We start from the raw sequence: 22,502 nt of genomic DNA, 5'->3' as shown, positions 1-22,502 counted from the left end.
GGACGGACCTCCCGCATCACCGTCCTCAGGACTGCGGGCGGATGTCGTACAGGTTCGGGTAGGCGTTGGTGGCCAGGGTGTCGACCTCGACCCCCTCACTGGTCGCGAAGGCGGCGTCCACCCGGTAGAACGGCGCGAACCAGGCCTCCTCCACCAGGTAGGTGTTGATGGCGCGGGCGGCCTGCTCCTGATCGGCGCCGTACTGGAGCTCCTCGATCAGGGCGTCGAGTTCGTCGGTCTGCGAGTCGAGCGGGTTGAACTGGGCCCCGGGCGCCACCATGAACCGGACGAGCTGCCAGTCGGGGTTCTGCTCCAGGCTCATCATCGCGGCCGGGTACTTGGGCGCGAGCATGTCCGCGAAGAAGTTGTTGCCGGAGTCGGTGTGCTCGGCGACGATCCCGATGTCGTTGAGCTGCTGTTCCAGCAGCGTGTAGGGCGTGCTGCCCAGGGCGGTCGACATGGGCATCTCCAGGACGAACCCGTCGCCGTAACCGGCCTCCTCCAGCAGCTCCCGCGCCCTTTCCGGGTCGTAGTCGTAGTACTCCTCCAGTTCGGGGTCGAACCCCATGGAGTGCTCCGGGAAGACCTGGGACGTCACCGAGCCGTAGCCGCCCTGAAGGGCTTCCAGCATCGCGTACCGGTCCACGGCGTGGTTGATGGCCTGGCGGACCCGGGGATCGCTCAGCGCCGGGTTCATGTCACCGGCCCGGTCGAACAGGAGCAGGCCCTGGAAGTCCAGTTCGACGGTGTGGATGTCCCAGCCCGCGGCCTCGACCTCGGGTCGGTTGTCGTTCGAGGCCAGCTGCGCGGCGTCGACCTCCCCCGCCTTGATCGCGTTGAGCGCGGCGGTCGGCTCCTCGTAGACGTTGATGACGAGCCTGTCGTAGTGCTGCGCCTCGGTGTCCCAGTGGTCCGGGTTCCGGGTGTAGACGTAGCCGGTGCCGGTGACCGTCGCCGACGTGTCCAGCAGGTACGGGCCCGACCCGACGGGCTCGCCGGCCAGGGAGTCGTCGCCCAGGGCCTCACCGCTCACCATGACCCCGGGGTCGCGCGCCAGGTAGTTCAGGAAGGCGGGGTCGGGTTCCGCCAGGGTGATCTCCAGGGTGTGATCCCCGGTCGCCTCGACGCCGGTCACATCCGCCAGGTAGATCGAGGCGGTGGCGCCGCTCTCCTGGAACGCCTCCAGGTTGTCCCGCGCGACTCGGGCGGTGAACTCGGAGCCGTCGCTGAAGGTGACGTCGTCGCGCAGTTCCATCGTCAGGACGGTGCCGTCCTCGTCGTAGGACCACTCGGTGGCCAGACGCGGTTCGACGTCCCCGTCCGGGGTGGCGCTCAGCAGCGTGTCGTACACGGCCTGGTAGAAGGGCGAGGCGTTGCCCCACTCGCGTCCTTCCAGGTCGAAGGTGGTGGGCGGCAGGATCGTTCCGATGGTCAGCGTGTCGGAGTCACCGGATCCGGCGCCCTCGCCGTTGGCGCACCCGCTCAGGGTGAGGGCCGCTAGGGCCATGACCACCAAAGTTTTCTTCTGGGACACGTTCTTGACTCCTTCGCGACTCTGGGGGAAGCGGCGATCCGCCGTGATGTCCAACACGTTAACTTAAAAACCAAGTGACCACTAGGCTTTTACCGTACTGTAATTTCCCAGGTGGAGACGGTGTGCGGCGTCTCGTGTCCTCCGAACGGGGGCGCTGAACTAGGCTGAGGCCCCACCGGATCCGGAAGGAGTCGTGAACAGATGACGGCGGTCCAGCCCCCCTCGGGCCGACGGGTCGGCAGGAAACGCGGGTCTTACGCCAAGAGCGAGCAGAAACGGCGCCTGATCCTGGAGGCCGCCTTCGAGGTCTTCGCCCAGGACGGCTACCGCTCCGGTTCGCTGCGCGACATCGCCGACCGCGTGCAGATGAGCGAGGCCGGGCTCCTGCACCACTTCCCGAACAAGAGCGCCCTGCTCGCGGCGGTGCTCGAACACCGGGATCAGCGCACGGCGGACTTCTTCGAATCGGATGACCCCGGAGACGCGAGGACGGGGCTCATCGGCATCCTCCGACTCACGGCCTACAACTCCTCGGTTCCGGGAATCGTCGAGCTGTACTGCACCCTCTCGGCCGAGGCCACCGCGCCCGCGCATCCCGCCCACGCTTACTTCGTGCGCCGCTACGACTGGATACGGGGGACGGTCACCTCGATCTTCGAGGCGCTTCGAGACCAGGGAGACCTGGTCGAGGGCGTCGACCCCGCCAGCGCGGCCCGCAGCACCATCGGCCTCTTCGACGGGCTCCAGGTCCAGTGGCTCCTCGACCGGGAGGCCGTCGACATGGTCGATGAACTCCGGGCCCACCTCTCCCGGCTCGTGAACTTCGAGGTCCCCGCCGTCCGGTAGACGGCGGTCGCGCGACCCCGCCCCGGGGCCGGTACCCGGTCGCCCCGGGCGGGGTCGTCTTCGTCGGGGCCTCAGCCGAGGTGGACGGTCCCGTCCTCGTCGACGCGCCAGTGCGGGTTGTGCGCGATCTCCCAGACGACGCCGTTCGGGTCCGCCACGTGGGCGTGGAACACGCCGCCGAACGCGCCCTCCTGCGGCGGCTTGAGCACGGTCCCCCCGGCGGTCGCCATCGCGGCCACCAGGTCCCGCACCTCCTGTGGTCCGCCGACGTTGTGGGCCAGGGTCAGCCCCGAGGGCGCGACGGGAGCGTCGCCGGCGCCGCCCAGGTCGCGGTCGAACTTCACGGCGTCGAAGAAGCCCAGCAGCAGCCCCGGGGCCACCTGGAAGAAGACGATCTCCTCCGCCACGTCCAGGCGCGGCTCCCAGCCCAGTCCTTCGACGTAGAAGCGGCGGACGGCCTCCAGATCGGCGGTGGCCAGGGTGATGAAGTGGGTGCGTTGTTCCATGGGTCGGTACCTTCCCACCAACGGACGACGATCCTCCACGGCCTCCCGGCGCGGAAGAAGATCGTCTCCGGGGCGGGCCGGGGCTAGAACCGGGTTCGGTCGGTGTGGTCCACTACTGGACATGTTCGCGATCACAGCAGCACGCTCGTCCTTCGAAGACCCCCTCTCCGCGCTGGAGGCGGGTGAACGCCCCGACCCCGAACCCCGCGACGGGTGGACGGTGGTCGACGTCAAGGCCGCCTCGCTCAACCACCACGACCTGTGGAGCCTGCGCGGGATCGGCCTTCCCGCCGAACGCCTTCCGATGATCCTGGGCTGCGACGCCGCCGGGATCGACGAGGACGGCAACGAGGTCGTCGTCCACGCGGTCGTCGAGGACGGTGGCTCTCGCCCCACGATCCTGTCCGAGAAGTACGACGGCGCGTTCGCCGAGCGGATCCTCGTGCCCCGGGCCAACCTGCTGCCCAAGCCGCCGGAGCTGTCCTTCGAGGAGGCGGCCTGCCTGCCCACGGCCTGGCTCACCGCCTACAGCATGCTGTTCGGCAAGATCGACCTGCGTCCCGGGTCGACGATCCTCGTGCAGGGCGCGGGCGGCGGCGTGTCCGTGGCGCTGGTCCGGCTGGCCGTGCAGGCGGGGCACCGGGTGTACGTGACGAGTCGCGACGAGGGCAAGCGCAAGAAGGCGCTGGACATGGGCGCGTACGCGGTGGTGCAGACGGGGGACCGGCTGCCCGAGCGGGTGGACGCGGTGTTCGAGTCGGTCGGTCAGGCCACCTGGGCGCACTCGGTGCGCTCCCTCAAGCCCGGCGGGGCCATCGTCATCTGCGGCGCCACCAGTGGTGAGGCGCCCCCGGCCGAGCTGACCCGGCTGTTCTTCCTCCAGTTGCGGGTCATCGGTTCGACGATGGGCACCAAGGAGGAGCTGGCGACCCTGACGGAGATGTGCGCCCGCACCGGGGTGCGGCCGGTCATCGACCGGGTGCTGCCGCTGGACCGGGCGGCCGAGGGCTTCCGTGCGATGGCCGAGGGCGCTCTGTTCGGCAAGGTCGTCTTCACGGTCTGACGGGGCGGGGAGCGCTCCGGGCGCTCCCGGCGCGCTGCCCGTCGGAGGTCGGTGCAGGGCCTCGTCCCGTCGGTGTCGGTCCTGCGCCTCCCGGGTGCCCGGGAGGGTGGCGCCGACCGTGCCGCGTTCGCCGGCCGCGGGCGCCCCCGCCGGGGATCGGGTGGGGAGCACTCCCCACGCGCAAGGGCGGGGCGCCTCGGCGCCCCGCCCCTCATCGCGATTCCGCGAACGCGACCTGCGGCCTACTCGTCGTCGTCCTCCTCGTCGCGGCGACGCTTGCGCTTGGGCCCGCCCTCGCGGCCCGGTCGCAGCAGCGCCTCGGCCAGGGCCAGCACGGTCTCCTCCAGGGAGGAGAAGCGCTTGGTGATGTCGTCGTGGGAGTTCTCGACCGCCTCGGTGATCGTCTCCTCCAGCTCGTGCCGGTCCGGGCGCTGCTTCAACTCGCGCAGCACCGGGGAGACGGCCGAGGTGACGTGCTCGTCGATCTCGTCCAGCTTGGAACCGTGGTCGATCTGCGGGCGGTCGACCAGCTGGCTCAGGCGGCGGTGCAGCTCGCTGACCTCCATGGTCTGCGGGAGCTGGTTGAGGCGCTGGTTGAGCGCCTCCAGCCGGTCGTCCACGGCCTCCAGACGGCCGTCGACCCCGTCGAAGTGCCCGCTGACGCCGTCGAACTGGCCCTCGACCCCGTTGACCCGACCGTCGATGCCGTCCAGGCGGCCGTTGATGCCGTCCATTCGGCCGTCGATGCGGTCGATCTTGCCTTCGATGCCCTCGAACTGGCCCTCGAAGTGCCCCTCGAAGGTGTCGAAGCGGTCGGTGAGCCGACCCAGCTCGTGGTCGACCTTGCCGGTGATCTGGGAGAGGTGGTTGTCCACCTTCCCGGTGAGGGACTCGCGCTGACGCTCCAACCGCTCGTCCAGGGCGATCCGGTGCGCCTCCACCTGCTCGGTGAGCGCCTCGGTGAGGGTCTGGGACCGGTCCTCGGCGTCGGTGGCGAGCCGGGCGGAACTCTCCGCCACGAACGTCCGCAGCTCCTCGAAGCCGGTGGTGACGCGCTCGGAGTCCTCGGTGATCCGTTCGGCGAGGGAGTCGGCGCGCTCGGTGAAGGACGCGCTCATCCGCTCGGCGGTGGCCTCGGAGCGCTCGCGGGCCTCGGTGCGGCCCAGCTCCATCTGCTCGTTGATCTCGGCCAGGCGCTGGCGCAGGTGGGTGCGCAGCTCCAGGAGCGAGGTCTCGTGGTCCTTGCGCAGACCACCGACCGCGCCGGTGACGTCGGCGACGGCCGCGGTGGCCTCGGCGTGGTTCTCCTCGGCGAGGGTCGTCAGGTGGGTGACGCTCTCGGTGACCTTGGCGGCCAGGGTCTCGTGCCGTTCGACGAGGTCGTCGTGGCGCTCGCCGGCGGCGGTGGCCAGGGCGTTCAGCTCGCCGTTCAGCTCGCCGGTGTTCTCCTGGAGACGGGTGAGCAGCGCCTCGTGCCGCTCCTCCAGGGCGGTGCCCAGCTCGGCTGCCTTGGCGTCGGCCTGCTCGGTGAGCGCGGTGCGCAGTTCCTCGGTGCGCTCGACCAGGTCCGTGCGGGCCTCGCCCAGGGCCTCCGTCAGGGCGGCGCGGCCCTCGGTGACGGTGGTGGACAGTTCCTCGCGGGTGGTGGAGACGGCGTCGGCCAGTTCGGCGGCCTTGGTGTCGGCCTGTTCGGTGAGGGTGGTGCGGGCCTCGCCGAGCGCGGTGGACAGTTCCTCGCGGGCGGTCGTGACCGCCTCGGTCAGCTCGGCGGCCTTGGCGTCGAGGGCCCCGGCGAGCCCGGCGCGCGTCTCTCCCAGCGCGGTGGACAGTTCCTCGCGGGTGGTCGAGACGGCGTCGGTCAGTTCGGCGGCCTTGGTGTCGGCCTGTTCGGTGAGGGTGGTGCGGGCCTCGCCGAGCGCGGTGGACAGTTCCTCGCGGGCGGTCGTGACCGCCTCGGTGAGTTCGGCGCGGTTCTCCGACAGCGCCTCGGCGAGTTCGGTGTGCCGGGTGCCGGAGACCTCGGCGAGCGCGTTCAGCGACGTCTCCACGGCCTCGGTCTTGGCGGTGAGCGCGGACAGGGCGCCGTCGAGCGCGTCGAGCCTGGACTCGAAGGTCTCGCTCAGCGAGGTCAGCCGCTCGCCCAGCTCGCCGACCTGGTCGGCCGTGCGGGTACCGGTCTCCGACATGCGCTGGAGACGGGTGAGCGCGGTGTCCAGGTGGCCGGCGATGCGGTGGGTGTCCGCCCGCAGGGACGGCATGTCCGACAGCGGCTTGACCTGGCGGCCGACGACCTCGATGTGCTCGGCCAGGGTCTCGGCCCATTCCGGGGGACGGGCGAGGAAGTCGTCGATCCGGCCGTTGACCGCGGTGACCGACTCGGCGAGCCCGACGAGCTCGCGCTCGCGCAGCTCACGCAGGAGCCACTCCATGCCTTCGAGGCGCTGGCGCATCTCCTCGTTGACCGCGCCCATGGACTTCTGCTCGGAGTCGTGCTCGTGGGCCGCCTGGGAGAGCAGGTCGCGCATGCGGTCGGAGATCCCGGCCTGACCTCCCCCGTTGAGGAAGTTGTGATTGGTCTGTTCCACCGAGGTGCTCCTTGTTGTCTCTGGCGCTCCCGACACCTGGCCCGGGGGAATGGACGGTGGGTGTTCCGGGCAGGTCGGGTTCTCGATGGTCCCCGGATGGGTGGCACTCCCGCAGCCGTTCGTGCCCCAATGTGATCAGAGTGTGACTGTGCGTATGCGAGAGAGGCGAAGATGGAACGTCGACCGAACCGCGTTGCGGATCACTCACGCACGGCCTTCCGGATGAACCCATGAGAAGGGAGGGAATCGCCCGGCCAGTCTAACGACACGGAGCGCCTTCGCCCCAGGGAGCGGCGAAAGATCTCGCTCCACGAGATAACGATCCGATACCTCGCGTTCCACGCTGGGTGACCGTCGCGACGTCGGGTGATCCAGGGCGTCGTCCCTGGTCATGTAAGGGACGAACCGACTGTGCGCGGTCGTTTCCGGGACGGCCGTCCCCGGCGGGAGGGTCAGGCGGCGGGGAGTTCGCGGCACAGGAGGGCGAAGGGGCGCTCCCCGACGCGGGTGAGGACCACCGTCGCCGACTCCGGGCCGGAGGCCCTGAGGTCGCGGCGCAGCTTCTCGGTGTCCACCGCCGACCCCCGTTTCATCACCGTCACCGTCCCCACCTTGCGCTCCCGCAACGCCGATCGCAGGCGCTTCAGGGAGAACGGCAGCACCTCGGTCACCTCCAGTACCCGCCACAGCGGCGAGCGCACCGCCTCATCGGCCGTGAAGTAGGCGATCCGCTCGTCCAGCAGCGCCCCGTTCACTCGGGCGACCGCCTCGGCGACCAGGTGTGAGCGGACCACCGCGGGGTCCGGGTCGTACAGGTAGCGTCGGGCCGCCCCCACCGGGGCCGGTCCCAGGCCGGGTTCCTCGTCCAGGCGGGTCCGCGCGCCGTCGCGCTCGGACAGCACCGTCGCCCGGCGCCGCGGCCCCCCGGCCAGGTCGCCGAACCACAACGCCGCCTCCTTCAGTTCGCCGTCCACCGAGATCCACTCGGTGTCCGCCCCGGCGGGCAGCACCTCGTGCGGGATCCCCGGCGCCGCCTTCAGGCAGGCCGCGGCCGAACCCTCCGCCAGCCCGACGGCCACGTCCCACGGCGGCGAGTAGGCCGCCGGATCGAACACCCGGCCGCGTCCGCCGCGCCGTGCCGGGTCGCACACCAGCAGGGGGTAGGCGCCGGGGGCGACCTCCGTGACGTCCCCCTCGCGCACCCGGGCCACGTCGCCCAGCCCCAGTGCCGCGATGTTGGCCCGTGCCACCGCCACGGTCAGCGGGTCCAGGTCGACGCCCTCCACCGGGACGCCCCGGCCGGCCAGGGCCAACAGGTCGGCACCGATCCCGCAGCACAGGTCCCCGGCCGGGCCCGGACCCACCGTGGAGATCCGCTCGGCGCGGTGGGCGGCCACCGAACCCCGGGTGGACTGCTCCAGACCGTTCGGGGTGAAGAACATCCGATCGGCGAGGGCACCGAACTTGACGCGCCCGCGAACGCGCAGCGAAATCTGCGTCAGGATCGCGTTCACCAGCTCGGAAACGGGTAGATCGGGGTCGAGGCCGGCCACCCGTGGGTCCTCGCGCAACCGGGAGGCCGCCGCCAGCGCGTCCCGGGTCGCCTCGGCGTCGTCCACCGACGCCAGCAGCTCACGGCCCGCGTCGGTCAGCAGGGCCTCGAACGCGGGCACGCGCATGGGTCTCCCTCACAGGATGGGTCCACCCGGCGATGCCGGTTCACCGACGCCACCGACCAGGGGTCACGGTCACATTTCCATTCTGGCACTCTCGGGGGTAGAGTGCTAATCGCGACGAGGCCGGTCTGGCACCCGCGACGACAGACCGCCGCGGTCGCCCCTTTTCCTTAACCGGTCCGTGCCTTCGCACGGGCCGAAGTGGACACCGAAACTTTGAAGGGGGAGGTCACACAGTGTCGACCGCCACCAAGACCGTGCTGAAGCCGCTTGAGGACCGTGTCGTGGTCAAGGCCCTGGAGGCCGAGCAGACCACCGCTTCCGGTCTGGTCATTCCGGACACCGCCAAGGAGAAGCCCCAGGAGGGCGAGGTCCTCGCGGTGGGCCCGGGCCGTTGGGACGACGAGGGTGACAAGCGCATCCCGCTGGACGTGAAGGTCGGCGACGTCGTCCTCTACAGCAAGTACGGCGGCACCGAGGTCAAGTACGACGGCCAGGAGTACCTGGTCCTCTCCGCCCGCGATCTCCTCGCGGTCGTCGAGAAGTAGTCCTCGACACGGCCCGTCAGTACGGGTCCGGAGCATTTCCGCGCATCCCGCACCGGTCGGCATCTCGCCGGGCGGGCGGGATGTTCGCTTTCGACCAGGCCTAAGAGGAAGAACCACATGCCGAAGATCCTGGAGTTCGAGGACGACGCCCGTCGCGCCCTTGAGCGGGGCGTCGACCGCCTCGCCGACGCCGTCAAGGTGACGCTCGGCCCGCGCGGCCGCAACGTCGTCATCGACAAGAAGTTCGGCGCCCCCACCATCACCAACGACGGTGTGACCGTCGCGCGTGAGATCGAGCTGGAGGACCCCCACGAGAACCTGGGCGCCCAGCTGGTCAAGGAGGTCGCCACCAAGACCAACGACGCCGCGGGTGACGGCACCACCACCGCCACCGTGCTGGCCCAGGCGCTCGTACGCGAGGGTCTGCGCAGCGTGGCCGCCGGCGCCTCCCCGATGTCCCTGAAGAAGGGCATCGACGCCGCCGCAGTACGGGTGTCCGAGATCCTCCTGGAGCGCGCCCGCCCCGTCGAGGAGCGCGCGGACATCGCGTACGTCGCCACCAACTCCGCCCAGGACGAGCAGATCGGCGACCTGATCGCCGAGGCGTTCGACAAGGTCGGCAAGGACGGTGTCATCACCGTCGAGGAGTCCCCGACCTTCGGTCTCGACCTGGAGTTCACCGAGGGCCTCCAGTTCGACAAGGGCTACATCTCCCCCTACTTCGTCACCGACGGCGACCGCCAGGAGGCGGTGCTGGAGGACGCGCAGATCCTCATCAGCCAGGGCAAGGTCTCTAGCCTCAACGAGCTCCTGCCGCTGCTGGAGAAGATCGTCCAGAACAAGAAGCCGCTGCTCATCATCGCCGAGGACATCGAGGGCGACGCCCTGGGCGCCCTGGTGCTCAACAAGATCCGCGGCACCCTGAACGTCGCCGCGGTCAAGGCGCCCGGCTTCGGCGAGCGCCGCAAGGCCATGCTCCAGGACATCGCGATCCTCACCGGCGGTCAGGTCATCGCCGAAGAGGTCGGCCTCACCCTGGAGAACGCGGACCTGGAGGTGCTGGGCAACGCCCGCCGCATCACCATCACCAAGGACACCACCACCATCGTGGACGGTGCCGGTGAGCAGTCCGAGGTCGCCGACCGGATCGCGCAGATCCGCAAGGAGATCGAGGCCAGCGACTCCGACTGGGACCGCGAGAAGCTCCAGGAGCGCCTGGCCAAGCTGGCCGGCGGCGTCTCGGTGCTGCGCGTCGGAGCGGCCACCGAGGTCGAGCTCAAGGAGAAGAAGCACCGCCTTGAGGACGCCATCTCGGCGACCCGAGCGGCCATCGAGGAGGGCATCGTCGCCGGCGGCGGCGCCTCCCTGGTGCACGCCTCCACGGCCCTGGACGACCTGGGCCTGACCGGCGACGAGGCCACCGGTGTGGGCATCGTCCGCCGCGCCCTGGTGCAGCCTGCCCGCTGGATCGCCGAGAACGCCGGCGCCGAGGGCTACGTGGTGGTCCACCGCATCTCCGAGATGGAGGTCGGGCAGGGCTACAACGCCGCCAAGGGCACCTACGGCGACCTGGCCGCCGAGGGCATCATCGACCCGGTCAAGGTCTCCCGCTCGGCCGTTCAGAACGCCGCGTCCATCGCGGGCATGCTGCTGACCACCGAGGTGCTGGTCGCCGACAAGCCCGAGGACGAGGCCGACGACGGCCACGGCCACGGCCACTGACGGACCCGATCCGTTCGCGGACGTCGACGGTGGGCCGGCCCGGGGGTATCCGGGACCGGCCCACCGGCCTGTGCGGGCCGTGACCCGAGGTCGCGGAGGGGCGTCCTCAGGAGCCTCGGAGGGTGCTCCCTATCACGCGGGTCTCACGTTCGGCCGTGAGTCCGGTACCGTTTTGGGGTGAATTTTCCAAAACGTGACCATTCCGTAGTTGGCGATTGGGGCGGTCAAGTCGGTCGGCGGGGGCATGATCACTAGCGTGACGGATGCAAACGCCCGGGGGGGCGTTACCGCGCAGCGGCCAGGGACACCAGGGGAACCCGATCCCACCTCACGCGATACCGGCCTGAACAGCCTGGGATCGCGTGCGGTCCGAGGGGAGGACGGGGCCATGGACTCGCTCCTCCGAGAGGTCCGCCCCATGGTGGTCCGTTACTGCCGGGCCCGGCTGGCCCGGGTCTCCGGGCTGGCCCACTACTCCGACGACGTGGCCCAAGAGGTCTGCATCGCCCTGCTCTCGGCGGTTCCCCGCTACCAGGATCGGGGCCGGCCCTTCGCCTCCTTCGTCTTCGGGATCGCCGCGCACAAGGTGGCCGACACCCTGCGCGGTGCCGGCAGGGTCGAACTGGTCTCGACCGACACCGTTCCGGACCACCCCGACGAGGCGCCCGGCCCGGAGGAGGCGGCGGTGCGGGTCATCGAGGCCCAACGCGCCAGGGAGCTGCTCGAAGAGCTCCCGGAACTACAGCGCACACTGCTGATCATGAGGGTGATCGCAGGACTGACAGCGGATGAGACGGGACATGTACTTGGAATGTCGGCGGGTGCGGTACGGGTCGCCCAGCACCGGGCTATCGCTCGGCTTCGGCAGGTGGCCGTGGCGAACCGACTCCTCCCCTGAACACGCCGGCCGCCCCGGAGAGGGGCCTCGGCCCTGTCCCGACCGTCCCCGCCCCCACGCCCTCGTGGCCTGCCGGGCCGTGGGCCCGATCCGGTACCGTCCGCGCGGACGCCACTGACGTACGGGCGACACCGACGTACGGGTGTCGTCGGCGCCGCCCACACGGGGTGCGCCGCCCTGTGGAGGGAAGAAGGCCCCCGTGCCGGGGTGTTGACCTGGGCAGGGCCCTTCCCGTTCGCGCGGCCCGTCCCAAACCGTGAGACTGCTCACTTTCCCGTCCCGGTGGCGGGGAGAACACCCCGTTCCCCCCGAGCCGCCCGGACCGACGACCTAGGATGAGACGACACGCGGGGGCGAGCACCGCGGGCGCGCCGGAGGGCCGGCGGGCCGGAGCGAGCAGCGGAGGTTGTGTCATGGGTCAGGAGAACATCGGCGACTACGGGGACAAACTGCTGCCGCCGGGGTTGACCTACGACGACGTACTGCTCGTACCGGCCTACTCCGACATGCAGCCCGGCGAGGCGAGCACCGCCACGCGCCTGTCCCGCAACATCCGCCTCAACATCCCGCTGCTGTCCGCCGCCATGGACACCGTCACCGAGGCCCGCATGGCCGTCGCGATGGCCCGCCAGGGCGGCGCCGGCGTCCTGCACCGCAACCTCTCCGCCGAGGACCAGGCCGCCCAGGTCGACCTGGTCAAGCGCTCCGAGGCGGGCATGGTCACCGACCCTGTCACCTGCAAGCCCGAGGACACCCTCGCCGAGGTCGAACGCCTCTGTTCGCACTACCGGATCTCCGGCGTCCCCGTCACCGACGAGACCGGCCGTCTGGTGGGCATCGTCACCAACCGGGACATGCGCTTCGAGAGCGACCGCACCCGCCTGGTCCGCGACGTCATGACCACCGAGAACCTCGTCACCGCGCCCGTCGGCGTCACCCGTGAACGGGCCTTCGAGCTGCTGCGCCACAACAAGGTGGAGAAGCTCCCGCTGGTCGACGCCGAGAACCGGCTGCGCGGCCTCATCACCGTCAAGGACTTCATCAAGAGCGAGCAGTACCCCAACGCCACCAAGGACGCCGACGGCCGCCTCATCGTCGGCGCCGCGGTCGGCGTGGGTCCCGAGGCCACCGAGCGCGCCAAGCTGCTGGTCGAGGCCGGTGTGGACTTCGTCGTCGTGGACACCGCCCACGGCCACTCCGCCGGCATGGCCGAGATGGTCGCCAAGCTCAAGGCCAACTCCCGGGCCGACGTCGTCGCCGGCAACATCGCCACCCACGCCGGCGCCCAGATGCTCGTCGACGCCGGCGCCGACGCCGTCAAGGTCGGCGTGGGCCCCGGCTCCATCTGCACCACCCGCGTCGTCGCCGGTGTGGGCGCCCCGCAGCTCACCGCCATCCTGGAGGCGGCCAAGGCGTGCGGCCCCGCCGACGTCCCGCTCATCGCCGACGGTGGTCTCCAGTACTCCGGCGAGATCGCCAAGGCCATCGCGGCCGGCGCCAGCAGCGTCATGCTCGGCAGCCTGCTGGCCGGTGTCGAGGAGAGCCCCGGTGAGCTGATCTTCATCAACGGCAAGCAGTTCAAGGCCTACCGGGGCATGGGCTCCCTGGGCGCGATGCGCGGCCGTTCCTTCTCCAAGGACCGCTACGCCCAGGCCGAGGTCTCCTCCGAGGACAAGCTCATCCCCGAGGGCATCGAGGGCCAGGTGCCCTTCCGGGGCCCGCTCCAGGCGGTCTCCCACCAGCTCGTCGGTGGTCTGCACCAGTCCATGTGGTACGCGGGCAGCCGCACCCTGGACGAGCTGCGCGAGCGCGGTCGGCTCATGCGCATCACCAGCGCCGGCCTGCGCGAGAGCCACCCGCACGACATCAAGATGACCGTCGAGGCGCCCAACTACAACGCGCGCTGACACCACGCCGTCACGGGCCGCCCGGAGCACCTCCCGGGCGGCCCGACCCGTTTCTCCGCCCTCACACGGCCATGATGCGCGGCGACGCGGTCCGCGGCCCTCCGGCGGAGCGATAGTGCTCCCAGGCGTCGGCGATCCGTCGCACGGCCGTGGCCAGGGTCTCCTCCGGGGCGAGGAACGGCAGGCGCAGCCACGCCTCTCCGCCGCCCCCGGCGCACAGCGCCGCCCCGGGCAGCAGGGCCACCCCGTGGCGCAGCGCGACCTGCGCGAACGACGCGGAGTCGCCGTGCGGCATGCGGACCCACAGCGTCTGCCCGCCCGTCGCGGGGGTGTACCGCCAGTCCGGCAGCTCACGGTCCAGCTCGGCCGCCAGCCGGTCGTGCCCGGTCCGCAGCTCCGCCCGGCGGCGCCGGACGAGCGCGTCGGGATCGCGCAGCAGCGACGCGGCGGCCAGCTGGGAGACGACGTCCCCGCCCATGTCGGACAGCGCCTTCGCGCGGCGCAGCCGCTCCATCACCGGTGGCCGCGCGCGGATCCATCCCACCCGCAGCCCGCCCCAGGCCAGTTTGCTCAACGAACCGACCGTGACGATCCGCTCCCCTCCCGGGTAGGAGGCCAGCGGACCGGGCGGCGACCCCTCGAACCCCAGGTCCACCATGGTCTCGTCGTCGACGACGAGCAGTCCGTGCGCCCCCGCCGCGGCGGCGATCCGCCGTCGGTACAGCGGAGCCAGGACCGTCCCGGTCGGGTTGTGGAACGAGGGCACCAGGTAGGTCAGGGCCGGCCTGTCGGCCATCGCGGCCAGCAGGGCGGGAACGTCCACGCCCTCGGGCCCGGTGTCGACCGTGCGCACCACCGCCGCCGCCTCGTCGAACAGCGCCAGCGCGCCCGGGTAGGTGGGACGTTCGGCGACCACGGTGTCACCGGGCAGGACGTGACAGCCCACCAGGAGGTCCAGCGCCTGCTGGGCGCCGCTGGTGACGAGCACCTCCTCGGGGGTCGTGGGCAGGCCGCGCACGGTGAACCGGTCGGCGATGGCCTCCCGGAGTTCCCGCAGGCCCGCCGGGTGGTAGCCGATGTCGTCGGAGAACCCGGCCAGCCGCCCGACCGCCTCCCGGTAGGCACGGCCCAGTTCGGGCGGCGGGGAGTCGGGGGCCGCGCAGGTCAACACCAGGGACGCCGGGGGAGGCTCCTCGAACATGCCGAGGAACGCCATGCCGTACCGCGGGACCCCGCCCGCGTCCGGTTCCGGCACGGCTCGCGGGGCCACGGCGGTGCCGCTGCCCCGGCGGCGGACCAGGACGCCCTCGTCGCGGAGCAGGTCGTAGGCGCGGACCACGGTGCCGCGGCCCACGCTGAGGTGCGCGGCGAGCGGCCGTTCGGCGGGCAGCCCCGTGCCCGGTGCGAGCGTTCCCTCCTCGGTCAGGGAGCGGATGCGGGAGGCGAGGAGTCGGTAGAGCGGGCCGCGCCCGGCCGCCCAGCGGCCGAGCAGGGAGGACAGGCCGTCGGCGCGGATCGGATCTCCCATGCGGCCAATTGTGCCGGATTGGCTCTGCCGGAGGGATCGGGCCCCGACCAGACTGGATCCCATGACGCACCCCGGCACGAGAACCGTCCACCAGCCCGTCCCCGCGACCGCGGGCAGCACCCCGCTGGGCGTGCCCCTCTATCAGGGGCACACCTTCTCCTTCGCCGACACCGACGCCATGGCCGAGGCGTTCCAGGGTCCGGGCGCCCCGTACGTGTACGCCCGCTACGGAAACCCGACCATCGACGCGCTGGAGAGCACGGTGGCCGACCTGGAGAACGGGGCGGGGGCGATCGCCTCCGCCTCGGGGATGGGCGCGATCTCGGCCACCCTCTGGGCCCTCCTCGACACCGGCGGCCACGTGGTCGCCCAGGACCGGCTGTACGGGGGGACCCAGGACCTGCTGGACGCGCTGCGCACCCGCTGGGGGATCGAGGTCACCCGGGTCGACGGCGGGGACCCGGAGTCCGTGCGCGCCGCGCTGCGCCCGGACACCCGCGTGCTGTTCCTGGAGACCATCTCCAACCCGACCGGGCAGGTGGTCGACCTGCCCGTGCTCACGGCGCTCGCCCGGGCCGTCGGCGCGACGACGGTCGTGGACAACACCTTCGCGACCCCGCTGCTGTGTCGACCCCTCGAACACGGGGCCGACGTCGTCGTCCACTCGGCGACCAAGTACATGGGCGGCCACTCCGACACCATCGGGGGTGTGGCGGTGTTCGCCGACCCCGACACCCTGGACACGGTGCGCTCGCGCACCGCCGAGTTCGGCGCCGTCATGGACCCCTTCGCCGCCTGGCTCGTCTCCCGCGGCCTGAGCACGCTCGCGGTGCGGATGGAGCGGCACTGCGCCAACGCGCAGGAGCTCGCCGAGCGGCTGGCGGCGCACCCGGCCGTCGCCCGGGTGCGCTACCCGGGCCTGCCCGAGGACCCCGGGCACGCGACCGCGCGACGGATCCTGGACGGCGGGTTCGGGGGAGTCCTCGCCTTCGACCTGGCCGGCGGGCTCTCGGCGGGCCGGTCGTTCGCCTCGCGGGTGAGGCTGGCCGCGCTCGCCCCCTCGCTGGGCGACGTCCGGACGCTGGTCATGCACCCGGCGACCACGTCGCACCGGCAACTGGACGCGGAGGGGTTGGCGGCGGCGGGGATCTCCGTCGGGCTGATCCGGGTCAGCGTGGGCATCGAGGACGTCGAGGACCTGTGGAGGGACCTGGAGCAGGCCCTGTCCTGAGGTGGGCCGCCCGGAGCACCTCCCGGGCGGTCCGACCCGTCCCCGGCCGTGGCCGGATAGACTCGCGACGGCAGTACAGGCACCGGTCATACGGCCGGGGCAGCACGTCAGAGGGGATCGAATCGTTGGCTCAGGTGGAGATCGGGCTGGGCAAGAACGGGCGCCGGGCCTACGAGCTCGACGAGATCGGCATCGTGCCGGCTCGGCGCACGCGCGACCCGGAGGAGGTGTCGATCGCCTGGCAGATCGACGCCTACCGGTTCGAGACGCCGCTCATGGTCAGCCCCATGGACAGCGTGGCCTCGCCGGAGACGGTCGTGGCCGTCGGCCGCCAGGGCGGTCTGGGCGTGCTCGACCTGGAGGGTCTGTGGACCCGCTACGAGGACCCCGCCCCCCTGCTGGCGGAGATCCGCGAACTCGGTGACGTCGCCGCCACCAAGCGGCTCCAGGAGATCTACTCCGCCCCCATCCAGGAGGAGCTGATCGGCCGCCGGATCGAGCAGATCCGCGACGCCGGCCTGGTCACCGCCGCGCGGCTGTCCCCGCAGCGCACCGCCCAGTACCACAAGGCGGTCGTCGACGCGGGCGTGGACATCTTCGTGATCCGCGGCACCACGGTCTCGGCCGAGCACGTGTCCGGGCGCGCCGAGCCGCTCAACCTCAAGCAGTTCATCTACGACCTGGACGTCCCGGTCGTCGTCGGCGGTTGCGCCACCTACACCGCCGCCCTGCACCTGATGCGCACCGGCGCCGCCGGCGTCCTGGTCGGGTTCGGCGGCGGTTCGGGTCACACCACCCGCTCCGTGCTGGGCGTGGCCGTGCCGATGGCCAGCGCCATCGGTGACGTCGCCGCCGCCCGCCGGGACTACCTCGACGAGTCGGGCGGCCGCTACGTGCACGTCCTCGCGGATGGTGGCATGACCACCAGCGGCGACATCGCCAAGGCCCTGGCCTGCGGCGCCGACGCGGTGATGGTCGGTTCACCGCTGGCCCGCGCCACCGAGGCCCCCGGCGGCGGTTACCACTGGGGGAGCGAGGCGCACCACGGTGAGCTGCCGCGCGGCGAGCGGGTGCACGTCGGCACCATCGGCGACCTGTCGTCGATCCTGCACGGGCCCGCGTCCACCAGCGACGGTTCCATGAACCTCATGGGTGCGCTGCGGCGCACCATGGCCACCTCCGGCTACACCGACCTCAAGGAGTTCCAGCGGGTCGAGGTCGTGGTCAACCCCCATCGCTGATCCGATGCTCTCCGCGAACGAGGGGCGTCCCGGGGAACCGGGGCGCCCCCGTCCGCGTTGTGCGGTCGAAACCCCCGTGAACGCGGTGTGCGACCATGATCCGGCCGTCGGCATACGAGTCCGACGCCCCCGATGGAAGGAACGACCTTGGGTGGAGGCACCCGCGGTACGAAGCGTGGCAAGGGCCCGCTCATCGCCGTCTGCGCGACCCTGGCGCTCTGCCTGTTGCTGACCGGCGGCGTGCTCTTCGTGGTCGACCGGCTCTCCCGGACGTTCGACGCCTGGCAGGTCCCCCCCGAGACGGCCGCCGGCCCGCTCGACGGCACCATCGAGACGCCTCCGCACGACGGGCTCACCGGTCCCCCCACGCCCGCCGAGGTCGATCCGGCCACGGGCGCCGAGGAGTCCCTGGCGGCGGGCGCCGACGAACGGTCCACCCCCGACGGCGCCGCGGAACGCCGCCCCGCCGACGACTGGCTGGAGCTGGTCTCAACGGCCACCTCCGTTCCGCCCCGTGCCCTGGAGGGTTACGCCGGCGCGCAACTGGCGCTCGCCGAGGAACTGCCCTCGTGCAACCTGTCGTGGCCGACCCTCGCCGGGATCGGGTTCGTGGAGTCGCGGCACGGCACCTACGCGGGCGGCGAGATCGGCCCGGACGGCACCACCACCGTCGACATCATCGGCATCCCGCTCGACGGCACCAACAACACCCAGGCCATCCCCGACACCGACGGCGGTCTCCTGGACGGGGACGCCGAATGGGACCGGGCCATCGGTCCGATGCAGTTCATCCCGAGCACGTGGGCCCGCTGGGGCGTCTCGGTGAGCGGTGGCGATCCCGACCCGCACCAGATCGACGACGCCGCCCTGTCCGCCGGGCGCTACCTGTGCGCGGGCGGCCGGGACCTGACCGTCGCCGCGGACTGGGAGGCGGCCATCCTGTCGTACAACCGGTCGTCGGAGTACGTGGCCGACGTGCTGGCCTACGCGCACGCCTACGCGGACGCGGCGGCCTGACCGGGGGTTCTCCCGGCGGCCCGGGGCCTCTCGGAGGGGCACCGGGAGGGGTTCCGCCCGGTGCCCGGCGTTCCCCGGCGCGGCGGGCGTCGCGCCTCGGGCGTCTCCTGCGCCGGCCTCCCGGACCCCGTGGGCGGCCGTGCCTCTGCACCTCCGCTGCGCTTCGGTCCGTGCGAGGGCGCCCGGGGAACGGGAACCCTCGCCCCTGTGCTGACGTCCTCGTTCCTCGGACGTTCGCTCCGGGCCTCCAGAACCCCCCAGGGCACGGAAGGGCGTTCGAGGGCGGCCCTACACCTCCTGGAGGACCCGGGTGGCGTGTTCGGTCGCGCCCGGGGCCAGACGGTCCAGCAGGGTGCGGGAGATGTCGAGCAGTTGGGCCTGCTGTTCCGGGCTGAGCAGGTCGAACATGTTCTCGCGCATGCTGCGCACGTGTTCGATGCCGGTCGTGCGCAGGGTGTCCATGCCCTTGTCCGTGAGCGTGGCGAACCAGCTGCGCCGGTCGGTCTCGCAGTGGACGCGCTCGACGAGCCCGGCCTCGGCGAGCTTGGCGACGGCGTGGGAGACGCGGCTGGGGCGGGTGTGGGTGATCTCGGCGAGTTCGCTCATCCGCAGGGAGCGCCGCTGCGCCTTGGAGAGCAGGACGAGCAGTTCGTAGTAGGTGAGCGGGAGGCCGGACGCCGCCTGTACGTCCCGTTCCACCCGTTGGTCGAGCAGCCGGAACGCCAGTGTGGCGGCGTCCCAGGTCCGCTCCTCGGCCGTGTCGAGGCAGCCCTGTTCGCTCATGCCGATATGCTACCACGCTGGATTGTTGCGCGCTGGAATGAATTGGCCTAGTCTCCCACTGAAAGTTCCAGTGCCGCATCATCCACATATATTCCAGTGCTGAATAATCCAGCTCTGGATCAATGTCAAGGACGTGCACCATGACCTCCCCGGAGTCCCGTACCGTCGCCGAGGCGCGCACCGCCGGACCGGCCGCCCTCGCCCTCCTGGCCACGGCCCACTTCACCCTGTCGCTCGACTTCAACGTGGTCTACATCGCCTTGCCCGAGATCGGCAGGGCCTTCGACCTGGACGACGCCGCCCTGCCGTGGGTGGTCAACGCCTTCGCCCTCGGCTACGGAGGTCTCCTCCTCCTGGGCGGGCGGGCCGTCGACCGCCTCGGCGCACGCCGCATGCTCGTGCTCGGCGCGCTCCTGCTGGGCCTGTCCTCCGTCGCCGGCGCCCTGGCCGACCACGCGGGCGTGCTCATCGCCGCCCGCGCGGCCCAAGGGGTCGGCGCCGCCGCCCTGTTCCCCGCCACCCTCGCCCTCATCGGCACCGCCTTTCCCGCGGGCCCCGCCCGCAACCGGGCGATGGCCGTCTGGGGATCGGCCGGCGCCGGCGGCGCACTCGCCGGCGGCGCCGTCGGCGGCGTCCTCGCCAGCGCCTTCGGCTGGTCCGCGGTGTTCTGGGCGATCGTCGTCCCCTCCCTGGCGGTGGCCCTGGCCGCTTCGCGCCTGCTCCCCGCCGACCGGCACCGCCCCGACCCGCGCGGGTTCGATCTGCCCGGCACCGCGCTGGTCACCGTCGGGGCGCTGCTGCTCGTGTTCGGGGTCTTCCGTCTCCAGACCTCGGGTTGGCTCTCCCTCGACGGCGGCGGTGTCCTCCTCCTCGGCCTCGCGGCACTGGCCGCCCTCGTCCCCGTCGAACGCCGCTCCGCCGACCCCCTGCTCCCCGCCACCCTGCTGCGCGACCGTCACCTCCCGGTGGCGATGGTCCTGATCCTCGTCCTGATGGGCGTCGTGGCCACGCTGCACTACGTGTACACGACCCACGTCCAGACCGTTCTGGGACTGGACCCGCTCGCCGCCGGCCTCGGCTTCCTGCCCCAAGGGGCGGCCGCGATGCTCGGCTCCGCCCTGCTGCTGCCCCGCCTGCTGGCACGGGGCGTGCGCACCGCACTGTTCGTCGGCACCGTCGGCGTCGGACTCACCTCCGCGGCCTTCGCCGTCGCCCTGGCCTTCGATTCGTACTGGGCGATGCTCCCCGTGGTGATCCTGCTCGGCCTCACGGCCGGTACCGTCTACCCGGTCGTGTTCACCGCCGCCGGCGGCGGGGTCGGCGAACGCGAACAGGGGGTGGCCTCCGCCGCCGCCTCCACCGCCCAGCAGATCGGCGGGGCCCTCGGTCTGACGGTGCTGGCCGCCGTCGCCGGCGTCTGGGGCGGGCTCGGCACGGCCGCCCTGGTCGGCGGAGCCGCCACCGTCGTCGTCGCCTTCGCGGCCCTGCTCCTGCCGCGTCCCGACCGGAGCTGACCGGACGCCGCGCGTGGCGTCCCCTGAGACGGCCGAGGGCCCGGTTAGCCTGGGGTCCTTCGGCCGCTCCGATGGGCGGGCCCCTCCGGCGGGTATGCGCCGGGGAGGAAGAACCATCGCGACGGAGGGACACACGGGTATGACGACCACCTGGATGGGACCGGAGGGGCGCGAGGACGCCTTGGCGGCGATGCGGGACGAGGAGTTCGACGTCCTCGTCGTCGGCGGCGGCATCGTCGGGGCGGGCATCGCCCTGGAGGCCGTCTCGCGCGGGCTGTCCACGGCTCTCATCGAGGCGCGCGACCACGCGTCGGGCACCTCCAGCAGATCCAGCAAACTCATCCACGGCGGCCTGCGCTACCTGGAGCAGTTCGACTTCGAACTGGTCCAAGAGGCGCTCCGGGAGCGCGGCCTGCTGCTCACCACCATCGCCCCGCACCTGGTGCGACCGGTGCCTTTCCTCTTCCCGTTCGCCCACCACTGGGAACGCTTCTACATCGGCGCGGGCGTGTCCCTGTACGACACCTTGGCCATGACCTCGCGGAACAACCGGGGACTGCCCTCGCACCGGCACCTGACGCGCGGCGGGGCGCTGCGGATCTTCCCCGCGCTCAAACGCGACGCGCTCGCCGGCGCGGTCCAGTACTGGGACTGCCAGGTGGACGACGCCCGCTTCGTCACCACCGTCCTGCGCACCGCCGCCGGACTGGGGGCGCGGATCGCCTCGCGGGTGCAGGCGGTGGGCTTCCTGCGCGAGGGCGAACACGTGGTCGGCGCCCGCGCCGCGGACCTGGAGAAGGGCGAGGAGATCTCCATCCGCGCCCGCCAGGTCGTCAACGCCGCAGGGGTCTGGACCGACGAGATCCAGGAGATGGTCGGCGGTCGCGGGCAGATCCACGTGCGCGCCTCCAAGGGCGTCCACCTGGTGGTGCCCCGCGACCGCATCCAGGCCTCCTCCGGGATGATCCTGCGCACCGAGAAGAGCGTGCTGTTCGTCATCCCCTGGGGCAGGCACTGGATCATCGGCACCACCGACACCGCCTGGGACCTGGACAAGGAGAACCCGGCCGCCAGCCGCGCCGACATCGACTACGTCCTCGATCACCTCAACCAGGTGCTGCGCACCCCGTTGAGCAGGGACGACGTGGAGGGCGTCTACGCGGGCCTGCGCCCGCTGCTGTCGGGGGAGTCGGAGGAGACCTCCAAGCTCTCCCGCGAACACGTGGTCGCCCATCCGGTGCCCGGACTGGTCCTCATCGCCGGCGGCAAGTACACCACCTACCGGGTCATGGCCAAGGACGCAGTGGACGCCGTCGCGCACGGCTTGGGCGGTGGGATCCCCAAGTCGGTCACCGACAAGCTCCCGCTGGTGGGAGCCTCCGGCTACTCGGCCCTGGTCAACCAGCGCCACCGGCTGGCCCGGGACACGGGGCTGCACGTCTCGCGCATCTCCCACCTGCTGCGCCGCTACGGCACCTGTGCCGACGACCTGCTCGACCTGATCAGGGAACGCCCCGACCTGGGCCGCTCGCTCACCGGAGCCGACGACTACCTGCGCGCCGAGGTGGTGTACGCGGTCCGCGCCGAGGGGGCCCGGCACCTGGAGGACGTCCTGGCCCGGCGCACCCGGATCTCCTTCGAGACCTGGGACCGCGGCATCGCCGCGGCCGAGGAGGCCGCCGAACTCATGGCCGAACCGCTGGGATGGGACGACGCGCAGGTCCAGCGCGAGGTCGAGTACTACCGCAAGGGCATCGAGGCCGAGCGCTCCGCCCAGGAACAGGACACCGACCACGAGGCGGACGCCATCCAGCACGGTGCGCCCGAGATCGTCCCCGAGGCGAACATCTCGCGCCCCTGAAATGTGACGTCCGGGACGCCCTGGTGTGTCCCCGGGCACACT

17 protein-coding genes are annotated in these 22,502 nt (G+C 71.7%); 11 read left to right on the top strand and 6 right to left on the bottom strand.

Going from position 1 to position 22,502, the window contains the following annotated elements; translation table 11 throughout:
- Positions 1-25 precede the first annotated feature (25 nt).
- Complete coding sequence (locus PWG71_RS04405; protein ID WP_274808209.1) at positions 26-1,534, bottom strand: ABC transporter substrate-binding protein; 1,509 nt, start codon at positions 1,532-1,534, stop codon at positions 26-28.
- 201 nt (positions 1,535-1,735) lie between these two features.
- On the opposite strand from PWG71_RS04405, the gene PWG71_RS04400 reads away from it, so the two are divergent.
- Positions 1,736-2,380, top strand: a complete 645-nt coding sequence (locus PWG71_RS04400; RefSeq protein WP_274808208.1) for a TetR/AcrR family transcriptional regulator — start codon at positions 1,736-1,738, stop codon at positions 2,378-2,380.
- Between the two features lie 71 nt (positions 2,381-2,451).
- Here PWG71_RS04400 and PWG71_RS04395 read toward each other — a convergent pair whose 3' ends face one another.
- Positions 2,452-2,886: a VOC family protein gene (locus tag PWG71_RS04395; protein WP_274808207.1), complete on the bottom strand. Its 435-nt coding sequence runs from the start codon at positions 2,884-2,886 to the stop codon at positions 2,452-2,454.
- A 121-nt stretch (positions 2,887-3,007) separates the two neighbouring features.
- Between PWG71_RS04395 and PWG71_RS04390 the strand changes: the two genes are divergently transcribed.
- Positions 3,008-3,949: a zinc-binding dehydrogenase gene (locus PWG71_RS04390; protein ID WP_274808206.1), complete on the top strand. Its 942-nt coding sequence runs from the start codon at positions 3,008-3,010 to the stop codon at positions 3,947-3,949.
- A 242-nt stretch (positions 3,950-4,191) separates the two neighbouring features.
- On the opposite strand, the gene PWG71_RS04385 is transcribed toward PWG71_RS04390, so the two are convergent.
- Both PWG71_RS04385 and PWG71_RS04380 read right to left on the bottom strand, forming a co-directional pair.
- Entirely contained in the window at positions 4,192-6,534 is a 2,343-nt protein-coding gene (locus PWG71_RS04385) for an apolipoprotein A1/A4/E domain-containing protein (RefSeq protein WP_274808205.1), read from the bottom strand.
- Between the two features lie 452 nt (positions 6,535-6,986).
- On the bottom strand, positions 6,987-8,213 hold the full coding sequence (locus PWG71_RS04380; protein WP_274808204.1) for a class I SAM-dependent methyltransferase: 1,227 nt from the start codon (positions 8,211-8,213) through the stop codon (positions 6,987-6,989).
- A 233-nt stretch (positions 8,214-8,446) separates the two neighbouring features.
- On the opposite strand from PWG71_RS04380, the gene groES reads away from it, so the two are divergent.
- The 4 genes from groES (at position 8,447) to guaB (ending at position 13,285) form a co-directional block, all read left to right on the top strand.
- Positions 8,447-8,758, top strand: a complete 312-nt coding sequence (gene groES / locus PWG71_RS04375) for a co-chaperone GroES (protein WP_073376999.1) — start codon at positions 8,447-8,449, stop codon at positions 8,756-8,758.
- A gap of 117 nt (positions 8,759-8,875) precedes the next feature.
- Complete coding sequence (gene groL, locus PWG71_RS04370; RefSeq protein WP_274808203.1) at positions 8,876-10,480, top strand: chaperonin GroEL; 1,605 nt, start codon at positions 8,876-8,878, stop codon at positions 10,478-10,480.
- Positions 10,481-10,736: 256 nt separating this feature from the next.
- The gene (shbA, locus tag PWG71_RS04365) at positions 10,737-11,378 is read left to right on the top strand and encodes an RNA polymerase sigma factor ShbA (RefSeq protein WP_446724976.1); all 642 of its coding nucleotides are present in this window, start codon (positions 10,737-10,739) and stop codon (positions 11,376-11,378) included.
- Between the two features lie 413 nt (positions 11,379-11,791).
- Positions 11,792-13,285: an IMP dehydrogenase gene (gene guaB / locus PWG71_RS04360; protein ID WP_274808201.1), complete on the top strand. Its 1,494-nt coding sequence runs from the start codon at positions 11,792-11,794 to the stop codon at positions 13,283-13,285.
- 61 nt (positions 13,286-13,346) lie between these two features.
- Here guaB and PWG71_RS04355 read toward each other — a convergent pair whose 3' ends face one another.
- Entirely contained in the window at positions 13,347-14,813 is a 1,467-nt protein-coding gene (locus tag PWG71_RS04355; protein WP_274808200.1) for an aminotransferase-like domain-containing protein, read from the bottom strand.
- Positions 14,814-14,874: 61 nt separating this feature from the next.
- On the opposite strand from PWG71_RS04355, the gene PWG71_RS04350 reads away from it, so the two are divergent.
- From PWG71_RS04350 to PWG71_RS04340, 3 genes are all read left to right on the top strand, one after another.
- Positions 14,875-16,044, top strand: coding sequence for a trans-sulfuration enzyme family protein (locus tag PWG71_RS04350; protein WP_274808199.1), 1,170 nt, complete (start codon positions 14,875-14,877; stop codon positions 16,042-16,044).
- 134 nt (positions 16,045-16,178) lie between these two features.
- A complete protein-coding gene (locus tag PWG71_RS04345; protein ID WP_274808474.1) occupies positions 16,179-17,285 on the top strand; it encodes a GuaB3 family IMP dehydrogenase-related protein in 1,107 nt (368 codons plus the stop codon).
- Between the two features lie 147 nt (positions 17,286-17,432).
- Complete coding sequence (locus PWG71_RS04340) at positions 17,433-18,302, top strand: lytic transglycosylase domain-containing protein (protein ID WP_274808198.1); 870 nt, start codon at positions 17,433-17,435, stop codon at positions 18,300-18,302.
- 288 nt (positions 18,303-18,590) lie between these two features.
- Here the strand turns inward: PWG71_RS04340 and PWG71_RS04335 are convergent, their stop codons facing one another.
- Positions 18,591-19,085 carry a MarR family winged helix-turn-helix transcriptional regulator gene (locus PWG71_RS04335; protein ID WP_274808197.1) on the bottom strand — a complete coding sequence of 165 codons (495 nt, stop codon included), beginning with the start codon at positions 19,083-19,085 and terminating at the stop codon, positions 18,591-18,593.
- A 140-nt stretch (positions 19,086-19,225) separates the two neighbouring features.
- Here PWG71_RS04335 and PWG71_RS04330 point away from each other — a divergent pair, with 140 nt between their 5' ends.
- Both PWG71_RS04330 and PWG71_RS04325 read left to right on the top strand, forming a co-directional pair.
- Positions 19,226-20,599, top strand: coding sequence for an MFS transporter (locus PWG71_RS04330; RefSeq protein ID WP_274808196.1), 1,374 nt, complete (start codon positions 19,226-19,228; stop codon positions 20,597-20,599).
- A 139-nt stretch (positions 20,600-20,738) separates the two neighbouring features.
- Positions 20,739-22,460, top strand: a complete 1,722-nt coding sequence (locus PWG71_RS04325; protein WP_274808195.1) for a glycerol-3-phosphate dehydrogenase/oxidase — start codon at positions 20,739-20,741, stop codon at positions 22,458-22,460.
- Positions 22,461-22,502 lie beyond the last annotated feature (42 nt).

This window comes from Nocardiopsis sp. N85 (assembly GCF_028882275.1).
Lineage (GTDB): Bacteria > Actinomycetota > Actinomycetes > Streptosporangiales > Streptosporangiaceae > Nocardiopsis > Nocardiopsis lambiniae.
The sequence above is the reverse complement of the archived record's forward strand: the minus strand, read 5'-3'. Positions and strand labels throughout refer to the sequence as shown.